Raw genomic sequence first — 14,803 nt, 5'->3', positions numbered from 1 at the left:
TCCCTCTCCGCATCCGTCCATCTGTCAGTCGTACTTCGCCTCGGCGTGCCAGCCGGCCGCTTCGTGCACCAGCAGCCACGCCTCCTGCGCGGCGTCGACGATCTGGAACCGGTACGCCACCCGGCGGCGCACCGCATCCCACTCCCGTTCCACCACCGGCCACGGCCCCGCCCAGGAGACCACCGCGCGCCGGGCGCCCTCCACCGCCACGTCGACAGGGGCGGCGGAGAGCATCCCGCGTTCGTCGACCGTCACCCGCTGCCCCCGCCCGTCCCTGACCTCCGCAGGGCGCGGACGCGGATAGACGGTGGTGGGCAGCGGCGCCGGGAGCGAACCCGGCCACGGCCGGGACGGATCCCCCGGGGTCGTGGCCCGATCCCCCCAGGGCACCAGCACCTGACGCTCCTCGAGCCACCGGCCCCCACCGACGACGGGCGTCACGACCCCGCGGTGACCGAGGATGGCCTGCACCCGGGAGAGCGCGTGGTGCACCTTCTCGCGCTCCCCCGCACCGAACAGCCCCACGACGTGGTGCGCGGCGGCATCCACCGCCTCGGGCGAGATCCGCACCCGGGTGACGCCACTCTGGAACCCCTGCTCCTCGGCCAGTTGCCAGCGCACCCGGTCGACGACGGCGGACCCGTCGAACGTGCCCGGATGCAGCCACACCCGCTCACTGCGCTCGCCCCGGTCGCCCCAGAGCTCCACGCGCAGCTCCGTGCAGACGAGGCGTTCGGCGTCGAGCCGGGCGATGAACTCCTCCGCGGCGACGCGCATGCCGAACGCGGCCTGCTCGGCGAGTTCGACGGGCGGGTCGAACACGACCTCGCGGTGCAGCTCCGGCGGCGGCGTACGGGGGTCGACCGTGCGGGAGTCCGCCCCGGCGGCGAGGGACTGCAGGTGCACGCCCCGCTCCCCCAGCCGCTCGCGCACCCGATCGACCTCGAGTCCGGCGAACGCCCCGAGGGTGTGCACGCCCAGCCGGGCGAGGAGGTGGGCGAGATCGGTCTCGCCCTGCCCGCCGGAAGCCGAATCGAGCAGAGCGGTCACGGGCAGTGGAGCGAGGAAATCGCCCGCCCGGCCCGGTGGGACGATCCGGACGGGGTCGTCCGCCCGGGTGGCGGCGCGGGCCGCCTGCTCGGCGGTGAAGGGTCCGTCCGCGATCCCCACGCGCACATCCGCGATCCCCTGGGCGAGAAGGGCCGCCCGCAGCGTCTCGGCTGCCGCGGACTCGCCCCCGTAGTACCGGGCAGGCCCCCGCGCCTTCAGGGCGCACAGCCCCGGACGCACCACCTGCACGTGCGGGGCGAGCTGCTCCACCGCCGAGACGAGCGGCGAGAAGGCGCGGTGGTCGCGCGCCGCATCCGCCGGCACGAGCTCCAGCCGCGGACAGTGCCCCTGCGCGTCCCGGCGACGCTGGCCGCGCCGCACCCCCTCCGCCCGGGCCGTGGCGGAGCAGGCCACGACCATGTTCTTCTCGATCACCGCGAGCGGCGGGTCGGTCTCGAGCAGGAGAGCCGGGTCGGGCTCGGGGTCGGGCTCGGGCTCATGCTCGAGAGTCGTCCGGCCATCGCCGGCTGCATCGTCTCGGGCTGCATCGTCTCGGGCGGCATCGTCTCGAGCTGCACTGTCGCCACCGGTGGCTCCGGGCGTGGATTCCGGTGCGGAGGGCTTCGCCCGCTCCCGCCGCACCGCCACGACCGGCCAGTCCGGCACCCAGAGCACGAGGCTGCGGATCTGCTCGGGCATCTCAGCCCACCGCCCGCATCGGCGCGACCTCGCGGATGGGCGTCCCGTGCGGCCCGACCTCGCGGATGGGCGTCCCGTGCGGCCCGACCTCGCGGATGGGCGTCGCCAGCGGCGCGAGCGTGCCCTCCCGGTCCGGCAGCAGCATCCGTGCCCGCCGGGGCACCGGGGAGCGACGGGAGTGCACCGTCACGGTCACCGCCCGGGAGGAGAGGTAGCCGTGGCCGTCGCCGAGCCCGGACCACTCCACGTCGCCGATCTGCAGGGATGCCTCGGCCTGCGGCCACACGCCCTGCACCAGCAGGGTCGCCCCGCGATCGCGCAGGCGCACCATGAAGCGGGACGCCTCCGCCTCGGAGACCCGCCCGGTGGGACGCACCGCCACGACCGGCATCACCTCGGCGAGCGTCGCGGCGACGCTCAGCCACCGCGGCCCGGGATCGGGAACCAGCACGAGGCGTTCCAGGGCCACCCCCAGTCCTTCGGCGGCCTCCGCGCCCAGCTCGGGCATGCCGACCGCAGCGCACCAGGCGCCGTCCCGCGAGGGTCGGGCCATCAGCGACAGCAGCAACGACGTCGACGGGGCGACGGTGTAGGCGGCACCGGCCCGCAGCCCGCCGCCGTCGAGAAGGGCGCCGAGCGACGGATGGGTCGGCAGGACGGCGGCCTCCATGCGCCGGCCCTGCACCCGCTCGAGCTGCGCGCGCAGGCGTCGGACCTCGCCGACAGCGTCTTCTCGCACGATGACCTTCACTCCAACAGGTTAGAACGTATGTTCTAGCTTCTCAATGTCAGATTCGAAGATACGACCGACCTGCGACATCGCCGTCATCGTGCGGCGCGTCGGACCTCAGCCGGCGAGGAGCTCTGCCGTGGTGCGGATCCGGGCGAACCCGCCCTCCTGCAGCACGAGGGCCGTCGTCGCCATCAGCTCCTTCGCCGATCGCGGGACGACACCGACCCCGGGCACCTCGGCCGAGAGATCGAACGTGCGCGTGGCATCCAGGACGACGGTGGTGTCGTAGCCGAGGTTCCCCGCCATCCGGGCCGTCGTCTCGACGCACATGTTGGTCTGGATGCCGCAGAGCACGAGTTCGCGGATCCCGTTCTCCCGCAACCAGGCGTGCAGATCCGGATCGCCGTAGAACGCGGAGTTGACCCGCTTGGCGACCGTCAGCGCCGCGGGCGCGCCCGCCACCGCGTCGACCAGAGCGTTGCCGGGGTTTCCCGGATGCAGCGGCGAGCCGGCGGAGTCCGAGTCATGCCGCACGACCACGATCGGCTCGCCCGAGTCCCGCCACGCCCCGACCAGGGCGGCGACGTTCGCCTCGCAATCGGGGTTCGCGGTCGGCCCCCAGAAGTCGAGGTCGTCGAAGCCGCGTTGCATGTCGATCACGAGGAGAGCCCGGGTCATCCCCTCATCCCATCACGGGATACCGACGCCGGGGCGTCGAAGACCGTCGATCGCCGGCGGCGGACTGCCATCCGGCCCGGAACCACCCCCAGCAGGACCCCGCACACCACCAGAGCCAGTCCCATGAACTGCGGGAGACCGAACGCCTCACCACCGACCGCGACGCCGAGCACCGCGCCGGTCACCGGATTGAGCAGCCCGACGATGCCGACGACCCCTGGCCGCAGCCTGCGCAGCCCCGTGAACCACGCCGCGTAGGCGAGCGCCGTGCCGACGACGATCACGAACGCGAAGCCGCCGGCGGCGGGCGCATCGAGAACCGGCGGCGATCCTTCCACAAGCAGCGCGAGCGGGAGGAGTACGAGCGACCCCGCGAGCAGTTGCCACGCCGTCATCGTCAGAGGCGGCACGCCCCGTCCCCACCGGGCGGTCAGCACGAAACCGAGCGAGGAGGCCAGCATGGCACCGACGGACGCCACGACGCCCCATCCGTCGACGTCCTCACCGCCGACGCCGAGCATGAGCACGACCCCGCCGATGCCGATCAGCGCGCCGACCGCGGCACGGAGCTTCGGACGCTGGCGCAGCAGCATCCACGCGAAGAGCATCATGCCCGCGGCGGACGCGGACATGAGCGCGGCGGCGAGGCTCGAGGGAAGGCGCTGCCCGACGATGTAGACCAGCACGCAGAACCCGCCGACGTTCAGCACCCCCAGCACCAGGGAGCGCCACCACCACGCCCCCTGCGGCAGTCGTCGCACGATCAGCAGCACGAGCAGGCCCGCGGGAAGACACCGGATGACACTCCCCCACAGCGGGGTCTCGGCAGGCAGGAGCTGGCGCGTCACGACGTACGTCGCGCCCCAGGCGATCGGGGCGATCGCCGTCACCGCGATCCATCTCCCGAATTTATCTTCCATGGAAGGGACTTTACCTTGCGCGGAAGATAAAGTCGAGGCATGACCGCTCCTGATCGCGTGGCCCAGATCCAGGCAGAATGGCGCCTCGCCCGCCCCGACCTCGACCCCTCCCCGCAGGGGGTCATCGGCCGTCTGCACCGCATCGCGCAGGCGCTCACCCGGGAGCTCACCGAGGTCTATGCCGGTTTCGGCCTCAGCGAGCCGGAGTTCGACCTCCTCGCGACCCTGCGCCGTGCCGGGGAACCCTACGCCCGGACGGCCGGAGAGCTCGCGGCGCACACGATGGTCACCAGCGGCGGGCTCACCAAGCGGGTCGACCGACTGGTCGAGCGCGGGCTGGTCGCGCGGGAGGGCGGAGCGGACGACGCCCGGCGCCGGCTCGTGCGCCTGACTCCGGCCGGGCTCACCCTGATCGACGAGGCCGTGACCGCGCATCTCGCGAACGAACGGCGCCTGCTCGACGAGCTGGGGCCCGCGGATGCTGCGGCGATCGAACCGATCCTCACCCGCTGGCTGGCACTGCTCGAACCGGAGTGATCCGCTCAGGCGGCGAGGGCGAGGTACGGTTCCCAGCGCGGGTCGGCACGGTCCACTCCGCGCACGGTCCATTGCCCGCCGCGCGGGGCGCCCGGGACCAGGCGCAGCGACCAGGACATCTCCTGGGGGGTGCGGTCGCCCTTGAGGTTGTTGCAGCGCAGGCAGCAGGCGACGAGGTTCTCCCAGGTGTCCTTGCCGCCGCGCGAGCGCGGCAGGACATGGTCGATCGTTGAGGCCGCACCGCCGCAGTAGGCACAGCGGTGCGCGTCGCGGCGGAGCACCCCGCGGCGGGTGACCGGCGCGCTGCGTGCACCGGGGATGCGTACGTACCGCGTCAGGATGATCACCGCGGGGCGTTCATAGACGCGACTCGTCGCACACACGGGCTCGCCCTCGACCTGCTCGATGATGGTGGCCTTCTCGTTCATGACGAGCACGAGAGCACGTTTGAAGGAGACCACGCCGAGCGGTTCGTACCCCGCATTCAGCACCAGTGTGCGCATGTCCTGTCCTCTCGAATAGGCCGTGACGGCTTCGCGGATATTCGATTCGAGTGACGAGCGAGCGGTGAAGGGACACGAAAAAAGGCGCTGTCCTATGGACAGCGCCTTGCACGCACGGGAATCCCGTGGCATCCGAAGTCATGATGCCGAAGAACGAGCAGGCCGAGCGCATCCGTGGTTCGGATGCGTGGCGTGCTGCCCATCGGCGTTCCCTTCGCTTCTCTCAACGTCGAGAATCAGGGTAACCCACCCACGACACGCCCGGGTCGCACCACGAATTGCGGTGCGGCGTGTCGGAGGGCGTCAGCCGGCGTTCGCCTGCAGCCAGGCGTACGGGTCGACGTTGCCGCCGTTGAGCTTGACCTCGAAGTGGAGGTGGTTCGCGGTGGACGAACCGGTGCTCCCCATGAGCCCGATCATCTGACCCGCCTCGACGTACTGGCCGGGCGAGACGAGCACACCGCCGTCGACCATGTGGCCGTACAGGGTGCTGACGCTCTGACCGTTGATGACGTGGTCGATCACGACCGCGTTGCCGTAGCCGTAGTACCAGCCGGCGACGCGGACGGTTCCGGCTGCGGCGGCGTACTCGGGGGTGCCCTGAGCGCCGAGCAGGTCGATGCCCTGGTGGTATCCGTCGGCGCCGAATCCGCGGCCGACACGGATGCTGGACATGTCGAGGGGCCAGCGGACGGATCCGCTGCCCGGGGCGACCATGGCGAGGTTCAGGGAGGAGGCGACCGAGGCGGAGGTGCCCGCGGCGGCCAGACGTGCGGCGGCGGCTTCCTTCGCGGCCTCTTCGTCCTTCTTACGCTGGACCTCTTCCGCGGTGGTCGCCGCGTAGGAGCCGCGGGAGAGGGCGACGTTCGTGACATCAGATGCGACGACGAGCGACTGCGCGTTCTCCGCGGCGACCTGCTCGATCGTCAGGCCCTCGGCGGGCGAGTTGAAGGCGGCGTACGCCGGGAGGGCGACCGTGGCGACGAGACCGCCGACCATCGCCAGGATGACCACGCTGCGCAGCGGCTTCCGGACGGCTGCGACGCCGCCCTTCGGCTTCGCCGCGCGGGCCAGCGTGCTCGACGTGCTCACCACGCGGCGCTTCGCCGTACGGGCCGTGTCACGCAGTCCGCGACGACTCGTCGTGCGGGTGTCGGGTTCATCCGTAGACGAATCGATGTACTCAGCCAAACTTTTCCCTCCGTCGCCTCTGCGCTTTCGCGCTGGCTCGTCGGCATTCAGTGTCGGGGCACGATATGCGGGTTTCTCCGCGCGAATGACGAGCCGCCAGAGGCAATTTCGCGCGGGGTCCGACGGTGGGCTTCTCACCTGTGGACTCCACCGAGGCTACCCGAAGGTAACGAATATGTCACGCTCGGGGCTCTCAGCTTTGCTGCCAATGCCCTGGGGAGGAGAGGACGGTTCAGCCCCGCTCGTCGACCACGAAGATGTGTCCGGCGACCTCGACGGGCAGCTCCAGGCCGTCCTCGGTGCCGTCCATCTGCACGAGCACATACCCCTCGCTGAACTGGAACGTGCCGGTCGCGCCGGGCACGACACCGGCGGCGCGCAGCTGCTGCAGGAGCTCCGGGTCCACCTGAGCGGGCTCCGCGAGACGACGTACGGTGCCCGTCACCGGACCGCCTGCAGACTCCAGCAGACGCACGAGACCCACGACACCCTGGCCGAACGTCGAGGAGGAGATGTCCCCGAGCTGGTCGAGTCCCGGGATGGGGTTGCCGTAGGGCGATTCAGTGGGGTGGCCGAGGAGCTCGACGAGGCGGCGCTCCACCTGCTCGCTCATGACGTGCTCCCAGCGGCAGGCCTCTTCGTGCACGTACGCCCAGTCGAGGCCGATGACGTCGCTGAGGAGGCGCTCCGCGAGACGGTGCTTGCGCATCACATCGATCGCCTTCTGCCGTCCGGTGCCGGTGAGTTCCAGCGAGCGGTCGTCGGAGACGACGACGAGTCCGTCGCGCTCCATCCGGCCGATCGTCTGCGACACGGTGGGGCCCGAGTGTCCGAGGCGCTCCGAGATGCGCGCCCGCAGCGGGATGATGTTCTCCTCCTCGAGCTCGAGGATGGTGCGCAGGTACATCTCAGTGGTGTCGATGAGATCGGTCATGTGTGTTCCTCGACGGGTCGGAGCGGTCAAGCCAGCCTATCCGGGTCCGGCATCGGACGGCCGGTGGCGGGGGCGCGATCGCTCTAGAATCAAGGAATGCCCCACGTCGTGCTGCCTCGTGAAATCCTGCCCACCGACGGACGCTTCGGATGCGGCCCGTCCAAGATCCGTCCGGAGCAGGTGGAGGCCCTCGCCGGCCGCGGCGCCGCGGTGCTCGGCACCTCCCACCGGCAGACGCCCGCGAAGAACCTCGTCGGCAGTGTCCGCGCCGGTCTCGGGGAGCTCCTGCGCGTGCCCGCGGGCTACGAGATCATCGTCGGCAACGGCGGATCCACCGCGTTCTGGGACGCCGCTGCCTTCGGCCTCATCGAGCGTCGTGCACAGAACCTCGTGTTCGGTGAGTTCGGCGGCAAGTTCGCCGCCGCCGCAGCCGCCCCGTGGCTGGAGGCACCCGACGTCCGCAAGGCGGAGCCCGGGACGAGCGTGACTGCCGAGGCGGTCGAGGGTGTCGACGTGTACGCCTGGCCGCACAACGAGACCTCCACCGGCGTCGCGACCCAGATCCGTCGCGTGCACGGGGACGACGGCGCCCTCACCGTGATCGACGCGACGAGCGCGGCCGGCGGCATCGACTTCACCCTCGCGGAGAGCGATGTCTACTACTTCGCGCCGCAGAAGAACCTGGGATCCGACGGCGGCCTGTGGTTCGCGGCGGTCTCCCCGGCTGCGATCGAGCGGATCGAGCGGGTCGCCGCATCCGGCCGGTACATCCCGGAGTTCCTCAGCCTGAAGAACGCCCTCGACAACTCCCGTCTGCAGCAGACCCTGAACACCCCGGCGCTGGCGACCCTGGTGCTGCTCGATGAGCAGCTCAACTGGATCAACGGCAACGGCGGTCTGCAGTGGGCGGATGCGCGCACGCACGAATCGTCCGACGCCCTGTACGCGTGGGCCGAGGCCTCCCCTGTGGCCACCCCCTTCGTCGCCGACCCCGCCGACCGCTCCCCGGTGGTCGTCACCATCGACTTCGACGAGAGCGTGGATGCCGCCGCGATCGCGAAGATCCTGCGCGCGAACGGCATCGTCGACACCGAGCCCTACCGCAAGCTCGGCCGCAACCAGCTGCGCATCGCGACGTTCACCTCGATCGACCCGGACGACGTCCGTCAGCTCATCCGCTGCCTGGACTACACGCTCGAGAACATCTGAGCCGCACGGCCGGGATGACGAAGGGGAGCGGTTCGCCGCTCCCCTTCGTCATCCCGGTGCGACTTCGTCGTCTCCCGCGTGCCCGTGCCCTGCTAGCCGGGGTTTCCGTCGCGAAGCGGCGAACCCGCGACCAAGAACTGGCTACCGCCCATCTGGCCGGACAGCAGCGGCATCGCCTCATCGATCGCCGCACGCACGCTGTCGAGTCGCGGCGAGGCCTGATGCGCCTCCTGCGACGTCCACAGCTCGGCGACGAAGACGGTGTCGGGATCGTCGTCGTTGATCCCGACCTCGTAGAGCAGGCAGCCGGCTTCGGCGAGCTCGGGGCTCCGGCGGGTCAGGATGGCCACGAGTTCGTCCCGCTTCCCGGGACGGGTCCCGAGCGTTCCCACGTTCGCGAAGGTCATGCGCACACCGTAACGGCGGGCTCCGACACGAGGAAGATCGTGCCGCATCGGCGCATCGAAATAGGGGAGGAAGCGGTGCGCCGCTCCCTCCCCTTCATCATCAGCTGTCAGTAGACGTTGCCCTCGTCGTCGTCGTCTTCGTCGTCATCGTCGTCGTCGTCTTCGTCGTCGTCTTCGTCGTCGTCTTCGTCGTCGTCGGAGTCGTCTTCGTCGTCGTCGTCGGAGTCGTCATCGTCATCGTCGTCGTCGGAGTCGTCGTCGTCGTCATCGTCGTCGGAGTCGTCTTCGTCGTCGTCATCGTCGTCGTCGTCGTCATCGTCGTCGTCATCGTCGTCCGACTCATCGTCGTCGTCGGAGGCCGAGTCGTCGAGCTCGTCGATGTCGACGCCGTCGAGGTCGCCGGCGTGGAGGATGGAGGACCCGTCCTCGTCGAAGTCGGAGGCATCCAGGTCGTCGACGTCGTCCAGGTCGTCGGACGGGTCGTCCGCGTCCTCGGAGTCCGTCTCCTTGGCCGACTGCGCCTGCGCGGCCTGCTGAGCGTGGTATTCCGCCAGGCGGGTCGCCCACGGCACCCACTCGGGAGCGAGCAGCGCGCCGTTGCCGGGCAGCAGTTCCGCCTCGAGCACGGTCGGGTCGGCGTCCGCGACCACAGCGAGGGAGACCGTCCAGTACCAGCCCGGGTAACCGTCCAGCCGGTTCTCGAACCGCAGCGACACGACGCCGTCGTCCTCCACGGTGTAGCCCGCGGCGGGCCCGATGGTGGAGGCCGGGGTGATCTCGCGCAGCGCCGCGAGGGCCAGGTCGTGACCGGCCACGAGGCGGGGATCCGCCGTCGGCCGTTGCGGGATGTCCTGCTCCGCCGCCGGTTCGGAGGCGGACTCAGGCATCGAGGTCCTCGGCGACCTTGCGAAGCACAGCGGCGATCTTCTTGGAGTGCGCGGCGCTCGGGTAGCGTCCGCGGCGCAGGTCGCCGCCGATGCCGTCGAGCAGCTTCACGAGGTCCTCGATGATGACCGCCATGTCGTCCGCGGGCTTACGCGCGCGCTTAGCGAGACTGACCGGGGCCTCGAGCACCCGCACGGACAGCGCCTGCAGACCGCGCTTGCCGTCGGCGACGCCGAACTCGACCCGCGTGCCCGCTTTGGGGGCCGCCATCCCTTGCGGAAGGGCAGTGGCGTGCAGGAAGACATCCTGGCCGTCATCGGTGGTGATGAAGCCGAAGCCCTTCTCCTCGTCGTAGAACCTGACCTTGCCGGTGGGCATGAAAACCTCGCTGGATCATGCGCCCGACGATCTTGGGCGCGACGGTACTCAGGATCGGAAGACCCCACATCCAGACTACGGCACCGGGTGGGAAGAGGTAGGCTGAGCGCGATGTCAAAGCCCACACCCGCCGGGGATCTTCCGATCCGTCGTATCGACCGCATCCTGGCGTTCATGTCCCTGGGCCTGCTCGTGCTCTCGATCGCCTGCTTCCTGGCGATCATGATCGGCTCCGCCTCCGACGCCGATTTCAGCTCGGGCGTCTGGCCGACCATCGGCGTGCTGGTCTACATCGCCCCGCCCGTGGCCTTCGTCATGATGGTGACGCTGATCATCATGGCCTTCACGCGAAGGGCTCGGGCCAACCGAGCCGACTGACCCGTGGACTCCTCGGACGAACGCGCGCTGGCGACGATGCTGGCCGCCGCCTCGGACGCGGAGCTGGCGGAACTCTTCGCCGCGCGCCGCTTGCCGGTGCCGAGCACCGCACACGACTTCTTCGACATCGCCGCGGCCCTGCTGACCGAACCGGCCGTCGACAAAGCGCTCACCCGGCTCCCCGCTGCCCTGCTGGCCGCCCTCGCCGGCGCGGATGAGATCGGCGCGGACGACCGCGCTCTGCTCGCCGGTCTCGCACTCGTGGATGCCGAGGGTCACCCCTTCGGCGTGGTCAGCTCCCGCCTGGACATCCTGCGGCGCGCCACGCCCGCGACGGAGCAGGATGCGGTGTCCGCCCCGGCACCCGCCGACGCCGAGGCCACCGCCGCTGCCGGGGAACGCGCGTTCGCCGCTGTCTCCTCGCTCGCCGACATCCTGCTCGCCGCACTCTCCGCCCCGCTCCCTCGCACCGGCGCCGGCACCGTCAGCGTCGCGGAGCGACGTCGCCTCATCGAGGACGGCGCGGTCGCGGACGTCGAGGAGCTCGAGGATCTCATCGCCCTCGGCGTGGATGCGGGTCTGCTCTGCGAGCTCGACCGGACCTGGACCACGACGGGCACCGCACGGGACTGGCTCGACCGGTCGACCGCCGACCGCTGGGCCGATGTCGCCCGCGGGTTCCTCACGCATCTCCCCCTGGGCCTCCGGACCGCCTCGGGCGGGTTCATCGCCGCCGAGGCATGGGCGGCGTCCTACCCGCTGGATGCGGAGTGGCCTGCACGTGCCACCGCCCTCACCCGGCGCGCCCGCCGCTGGGGCATCCTCGCCGACCCGGGCGCGGAACCGGGCTGGGCGACCGACCTGCGTCTGCGCGGTGAACCCGATCTCGCGCAGCTGCGCGCGCACCTGCCCCCCGAGGTCGACCGGATCTATCTCCAGGCCGATCTGACCGCCATCTCCCCCGGCCCTCTCGCGCCCCGGCTCGAGCAGCGCCTCCGGTCCATGGCGGTACGCGAGACCCGCGCCCAGGCCTCGACCTACCGGTTCACCCCGGAGTCGCTGACCACGGCCGTCTCCGGCGGCGAGTCCGCACGGTCGCTCCGCGAATTCCTCGGCGCCCTGTCACTGACCGGGATCCCGCAACCCCTGGACTACCTCATCGAGACCACCGCCGCACGGCATGGCCTCATCCGGGTCGCCACCGAACCCGAAACCGGGCGCACCGTCGTCCGGAGCGCCGACCCCCAGGTGCTGGCCACGATCGCCGTCGACCAGGCGCTGCGCCCGGTGGGTCTCGTCCAGGGCGACGACCGGCTCTTCTCCCGCGCTTCCCGGGACACCGTGTACTGGTCGCTCGTGGATGCCCGGTACCCGGTGGTCGCCGTCGACGAGGGCGACGACGTGGAACGGGTCTCCCGGCGCGTCGCACGCTCCACCGCCGATGAGGCGGACGCCGCCGAGCGCTACGCCGCACTCATCCGCACCATCCGGGACTCGCACGGGCCGGATGCGGATGCAGCGTGGCTGGAGCGCGAGCTCGAGCAGGCCGTGCGCGCCCGCGCCGTCGTCGAGGTCGTCGTCCGGCTGCCCGACGCCTCGAACCGCACCTTCCTGCTCGAGGCGACCGGGATCGGCGGCGGACGACTTCGCGGCCTCGACCGTGCCGCCGACGTGGAGCGCACGCTCCCGCTGACGAGCATCGTCAGCATCGCGCATCCCTGAGAACCCCGCCCTCGACGGCCTCCGCCCCTGCGGACCCCGGTAGACTGGTCCGCTATGGCTGACGGACCCCTCATCGTGCAGAGCGACCGCACCGTCCTCCTGGAAGTCGCTCATCCCGACGCCGAGGACGCGCGGCACGAACTGGCCGTGTTCGCCGAACTGGAACGCGCCCCCGAGCACATCCACACGTACCGCATCACGCGTCTCGGGCTCTGGAACGCCCGCGCTGCGGGTCACGATGCCGAGGACATGCTGGCCACCCTCGACAAGTTCACCCGCTTCCCGGTTCCGCCCTCGGTGTCCACCGACATCCGCGAGACCGTGAATCGCTACGGGCGGCTCGTCATCGAGCGCGGACCGTACGGTGACGAGGAGTCCGCGCTGATCCTCCGGTCGACGGATGAGTACGTCCTCGCCGAGGTGGCGCGCAACAAGCGCATCCAGCCGCTGCTGCTGGCCCACCCGAGCCCGGACACCTTCGTGATCGATCCGTGGGCGCGCGGGCACATCAAGCAGGAGCTGCTGAAGATCGGGTGGCCCGCCGAGGACCTCGCCGGTTACACCCCGGGCACGCCGCATCCGATCGACCTGGACGAATCCGACTGGACGCTGCGCCCGTACCAGCGCAAGGCCGTCGACATCTTCACCGAAGGCGGCTCGGGCGTCGTCGTCCTCCCCTGCGGCGCGGGCAAGACCCTCGTCGGCGCTGCCGCGATGGCGGACACGAAGACCACGACGCTGATCCTCGTGACGAACGCGGTGAGCGCGCGCCAGTGGCGCGACGAGCTGCTCAAGCGCACGTCGCTCACCCCCGAGGAGATCGGCGAGTACTCCGGGCAGGTGAAAGAGGTCAAGCCCGTCACGATCGCGACGTACCAGATCCTCACCGCGAAGCGGAAGGGCGAGTACGCGCACCTGGCCCTGCTCGATGCGCTCGACTGGGGACTCGTCGTGTACGACGAGGTCCACCTCCTCCCCGCGCCCGTGTTCAAGCTGACCGCCGACCTGCAGGCGCGGCGTCGGTTGGGACTCACCGCCACGCTCGTGCGTGAGGACGGCCGTGAGGGCGACGTGTTCAGCCTCATCGGCCCGAAGCGCTTCGACGCACCGTGGAAGGAGATCGAGGCCCAGGGCTTCATCTCCCCTGCCGCCTGCTACGAGGTGCGCGTCGACCTGCCGGCCTACGACCGGCTCGAGTACGCCGCCGCGGCGGACGAGGACCGCTACCGCCTCGCCGCGACGGCACCCGTCAAGATCGATGTCGTCCGTGCCCTCGCCGAGCGCCACGCGGGTGAGCAGATCCTCGTGATCGGCCAGTACCTGGATCAGATCGACACGCTCGCCGAGGCGCTGGACGCCCCGAAGATCACCGGCGCCACGCCGGTGGACGAGCGCGAGCAGCTCTACCAGGCGTTCCGGGAGGGCACGATTGCGCTCCTGGTGGTCTCCAAGGTCGCCAACTTCTCGGTCGACCTGCCCGAGGCATCCGTCGCCATCCAGGTGTCCGGCTCGTTCGGCTCCCGCCAGGAGGAGGCACAGCGCCTGGGCCGGCTGCTGCGCCCCAAGACCAACGGGCACACGGCGAGCTTCTACACGCTGATCGCCCGTGACACGGTCGACCAGGACTTCGCGCAGAACCGCCAGCGCTTCCTCGCCGAGCAGGGCTACAGCTACACGATCCTGGATGCGGACAGCCTCGGCGCGGACCTCGCCGCGGTCTGATCCGCGCCTTTCGCCGAGCCGAATATTTCGACCCTGCGCGCGATATTCAGGCGGCGCATGGACTCGGTCACCATAATGGGCCTATGACCGCTCCGCGTATCCTCGTCGTCGACGACGAACCGAACATCCGGGACCTGCTCATCACGAGCCTGAAGTTCGCCGGCTTCCAGGTCCGCGCCGTCTCCAACGGCGCGCAGACGATCTCGGCCGTCCTCGAAGAGGAACCGGATCTCATCGTGCTCGACGTCATGCTGCCGGACATGAACGGCTTCAGCGTCACCAAGCGCCTCCGCGAGGCCGGGTACACCGCGCCCATCCTCTTCCTGACCGCCAAGGACGACACCGAGGACAAGATCACGGGTCTGAACGCCGGCGGCGACGACTACGTGACCAAGCCGTTCTCCCTCGACGAGATCGTGGCCCGCATCCAGGCCATCCTGCGACGCACCATGCAGGCCGATGAGGAGTCCGTGATCCGGGCCGGCGAGCTCACGATGGACCAGGACACGCACGACGTGTTCGTGGGCGACAGCCAGATCGAGCTGAGCCCCACCGAGTTCAAGCTGCTGCGCTACCTCATGCTGAACCCGAACCGCGTGCTGTCGAAGGCGCAGATCCTCGACCACGTCTGGGAGTACGACTTCAACGGTGACGCCGGCATCGTCGAGAGCTACATCTCGTACCTGCGCCGCAAGATCGACCCGCACACCGAGGAGTCCCTCATCCAGACCAAGCGGGGCTTCGGGTACATGCTCAAGGCCGGCAAGAACTCCTGAGGCGGGGGTCCATCCTGGGCGCCGAAGGCGACGGCATCACGCGCTGGTGGCGCGGGACGAGCCTGCGCGCGAAGGTCACCG

At 70.5% G+C, this 14,803-nt stretch carries 16 protein-coding genes; 6 read left to right on the top strand and 10 right to left on the bottom strand.

The features are described 5' to 3' along the window. Positions 1 to 24: 24 nt before the first annotated feature. From F6J84_RS04255 to F6J84_RS04240, 4 genes are all read right to left on the bottom strand, one after another. Positions 25 to 1,749: a DNA polymerase Y family protein gene (locus F6J84_RS04255; protein WP_150971648.1), complete on the bottom strand. Its 1,725-nt coding sequence runs from the start codon at positions 1,747 to 1,749 to the stop codon at positions 25 to 27. Position 1,750: 1 nt separating this feature from the next. Beyond that, on the bottom strand, positions 1,751 to 2,500 hold the full coding sequence (locus F6J84_RS04250) for a hypothetical protein (protein WP_150971646.1): 750 nt from the start codon (positions 2,498 to 2,500) through the stop codon (positions 1,751 to 1,753). A gap of 96 nt (positions 2,501 to 2,596) precedes the next feature. After that, positions 2,597 to 3,160, bottom strand: coding sequence for a cysteine hydrolase family protein (locus F6J84_RS04245; protein WP_150971644.1), 564 nt, complete (start codon positions 3,158 to 3,160; stop codon positions 2,597 to 2,599). Continuing rightward, positions 3,157 to 4,080, bottom strand: a complete 924-nt coding sequence (locus F6J84_RS04240) for an EamA family transporter (RefSeq protein ID WP_191905748.1) — start codon at positions 4,078 to 4,080, stop codon at positions 3,157 to 3,159. The genes F6J84_RS04245 and F6J84_RS04240 overlap by 4 nt, the downstream gene beginning before the upstream one ends. Positions 4,081 to 4,119: 39 nt before the next feature. On the opposite strand from F6J84_RS04240, the gene F6J84_RS04235 reads away from it, so the two are divergent. After that, positions 4,120 to 4,617: a MarR family winged helix-turn-helix transcriptional regulator gene (locus F6J84_RS04235; RefSeq protein WP_150971642.1), complete on the top strand. Its 498-nt coding sequence runs from the start codon at positions 4,120 to 4,122 to the stop codon at positions 4,615 to 4,617. Between the two features lie 5 nt (positions 4,618 to 4,622). Here F6J84_RS04235 and F6J84_RS04230 read toward each other — a convergent pair whose 3' ends face one another. From F6J84_RS04230 to F6J84_RS04220, 3 genes are all read right to left on the bottom strand, one after another. Beyond that, positions 4,623 to 5,120: an HNH endonuclease gene (locus tag F6J84_RS04230; RefSeq protein ID WP_150971640.1), complete on the bottom strand. Its 498-nt coding sequence runs from the start codon at positions 5,118 to 5,120 to the stop codon at positions 4,623 to 4,625. 303 nt (positions 5,121 to 5,423) lie between these two features. Beyond that, positions 5,424 to 6,311 carry a M23 family metallopeptidase gene (locus tag F6J84_RS04225; protein ID WP_238702594.1) on the bottom strand — a complete coding sequence of 296 codons (888 nt, stop codon included), beginning with the start codon at positions 6,309 to 6,311 and terminating at the stop codon, positions 5,424 to 5,426. Between the two features lie 232 nt (positions 6,312 to 6,543). Beyond that, positions 6,544 to 7,245: an iron-dependent transcriptional repressor DtxR gene (locus F6J84_RS04220; protein ID WP_150971638.1), complete on the bottom strand. Its 702-nt coding sequence runs from the start codon at positions 7,243 to 7,245 to the stop codon at positions 6,544 to 6,546. Positions 7,246 to 7,341: 96 nt separating this feature from the next. Between F6J84_RS04220 and serC the strand changes: the two genes are divergently transcribed. Beyond that, positions 7,342 to 8,454 (top strand): phosphoserine transaminase, encoded by a 1,113-nt coding sequence (gene serC / locus F6J84_RS04215; protein ID WP_150971636.1) that lies wholly within the window; start codon positions 7,342 to 7,344, stop codon positions 8,452 to 8,454. Positions 8,455 to 8,546: 92 nt separating this feature from the next. Here the strand turns inward: serC and F6J84_RS04210 are convergent, their stop codons facing one another. The 3 genes from F6J84_RS04210 to F6J84_RS04200 form a co-directional block, all read right to left on the bottom strand. Continuing rightward, the gene (locus tag F6J84_RS04210; protein WP_150971634.1) at positions 8,547 to 8,861 is read right to left on the bottom strand and encodes a putative quinol monooxygenase; all 315 of its coding nucleotides are present in this window, start codon (positions 8,859 to 8,861) and stop codon (positions 8,547 to 8,549) included. Between the two features lie 107 nt (positions 8,862 to 8,968). Next, positions 8,969 to 9,748 carry a DUF3027 domain-containing protein gene (locus F6J84_RS04205; RefSeq protein WP_150971632.1) on the bottom strand — a complete coding sequence of 260 codons (780 nt, stop codon included), beginning with the start codon at positions 9,746 to 9,748 and terminating at the stop codon, positions 8,969 to 8,971. Then, entirely contained in the window at positions 9,741 to 10,124 is a 384-nt protein-coding gene (locus F6J84_RS04200; protein WP_150971630.1) for a cold-shock protein, read from the bottom strand. Before F6J84_RS04200 ends, F6J84_RS04205 begins: the two co-directional genes overlap by 8 nt. A 111-nt stretch (positions 10,125 to 10,235) precedes the next feature. Between F6J84_RS04200 and F6J84_RS04195 the strand changes: the two genes are divergently transcribed. From F6J84_RS04195 to F6J84_RS04180, 4 genes are all read left to right on the top strand, one after another. Next, on the top strand, positions 10,236 to 10,502 hold the full coding sequence (locus tag F6J84_RS04195; RefSeq protein WP_150971628.1) for a multidrug ABC transporter ATPase: 267 nt from the start codon (positions 10,236 to 10,238) through the stop codon (positions 10,500 to 10,502). A 3-nt stretch (positions 10,503 to 10,505) separates the two neighbouring features. After that, on the top strand, positions 10,506 to 12,224 hold the full coding sequence (locus tag F6J84_RS04190; protein ID WP_150971626.1) for a helicase-associated domain-containing protein: 1,719 nt from the start codon (positions 10,506 to 10,508) through the stop codon (positions 12,222 to 12,224). 54 nt (positions 12,225 to 12,278) lie between these two features. Continuing rightward, positions 12,279 to 13,946 (top strand): DNA repair helicase XPB, encoded by a 1,668-nt coding sequence (locus F6J84_RS04185; RefSeq protein WP_150894516.1) that lies wholly within the window; start codon positions 12,279 to 12,281, stop codon positions 13,944 to 13,946. Between the two features lie 83 nt (positions 13,947 to 14,029). Then, positions 14,030 to 14,722, top strand: a complete 693-nt coding sequence (locus tag F6J84_RS04180; RefSeq protein ID WP_150894518.1) for a response regulator transcription factor — start codon at positions 14,030 to 14,032, stop codon at positions 14,720 to 14,722. Positions 14,723 to 14,803: the final 81 nt, after the last annotated feature.

Origin of the sequence: Microbacterium caowuchunii (genome assembly GCF_008727755.1) — a bacterium.
Taxonomy (GTDB): domain Bacteria; phylum Actinomycetota; class Actinomycetes; order Actinomycetales; family Microbacteriaceae; genus Microbacterium; species Microbacterium caowuchunii.
Note: the sequence above shows the minus strand (reverse complement) of the source record. Positions and strands in the feature narration are given on the sequence as shown.

Coding starts and splice junctions, on each gene's coding strand:
- F6J84_RS04220 (WP_150971638.1), bottom strand. CDS start 7,245: ATGACCGATCTCATCGACACCACTGAGATGTACCTGCGCACCATCCTC.
- F6J84_RS04230 (WP_150971640.1), bottom strand. CDS start 5,120: ATGCGCACACTGGTGCTGAATGCGGGGTACGAACCGCTCGGCGTGGTC.
- serC (WP_150971636.1), top strand. CDS start 7,342: ATGCCCCACGTCGTGCTGCCTCGTGAAATCCTGCCCACCGACGGACGC.
- F6J84_RS04185 (WP_150894516.1), top strand. CDS start 12,279: ATGGCTGACGGACCCCTCATCGTGCAGAGCGACCGCACCGTCCTCCTG.
- F6J84_RS04195 (WP_150971628.1), top strand. CDS start 10,236: ATGTCAAAGCCCACACCCGCCGGGGATCTTCCGATCCGTCGTATCGAC.
- F6J84_RS04210 (WP_150971634.1), bottom strand. CDS start 8,861: ATGACCTTCGCGAACGTGGGAACGCTCGGGACCCGTCCCGGGAAGCGG.
- F6J84_RS04200 (WP_150971630.1), bottom strand. CDS start 10,124: ATGCCCACCGGCAAGGTCAGGTTCTACGACGAGGAGAAGGGCTTCGGC.
- F6J84_RS04235 (WP_150971642.1), top strand. CDS start 4,120: ATGACCGCTCCTGATCGCGTGGCCCAGATCCAGGCAGAATGGCGCCTC.
- F6J84_RS04180 (WP_150894518.1), top strand. CDS start 14,030: ATGACCGCTCCGCGTATCCTCGTCGTCGACGACGAACCGAACATCCGG.
- F6J84_RS04245 (WP_150971644.1), bottom strand. CDS start 3,160: ATGACCCGGGCTCTCCTCGTGATCGACATGCAACGCGGCTTCGACGAC.
- F6J84_RS04255 (WP_150971648.1), bottom strand. CDS start 1,749: ATGCCCGAGCAGATCCGCAGCCTCGTGCTCTGGGTGCCGGACTGGCCG.
- F6J84_RS04205 (WP_150971632.1), bottom strand. CDS start 9,748: ATGCCTGAGTCCGCCTCCGAACCGGCGGCGGAGCAGGACATCCCGCAA.
- F6J84_RS04240 (WP_191905748.1), bottom strand. CDS start 4,080: ATGGAAGATAAATTCGGGAGATGGATCGCGGTGACGGCGATCGCCCCG.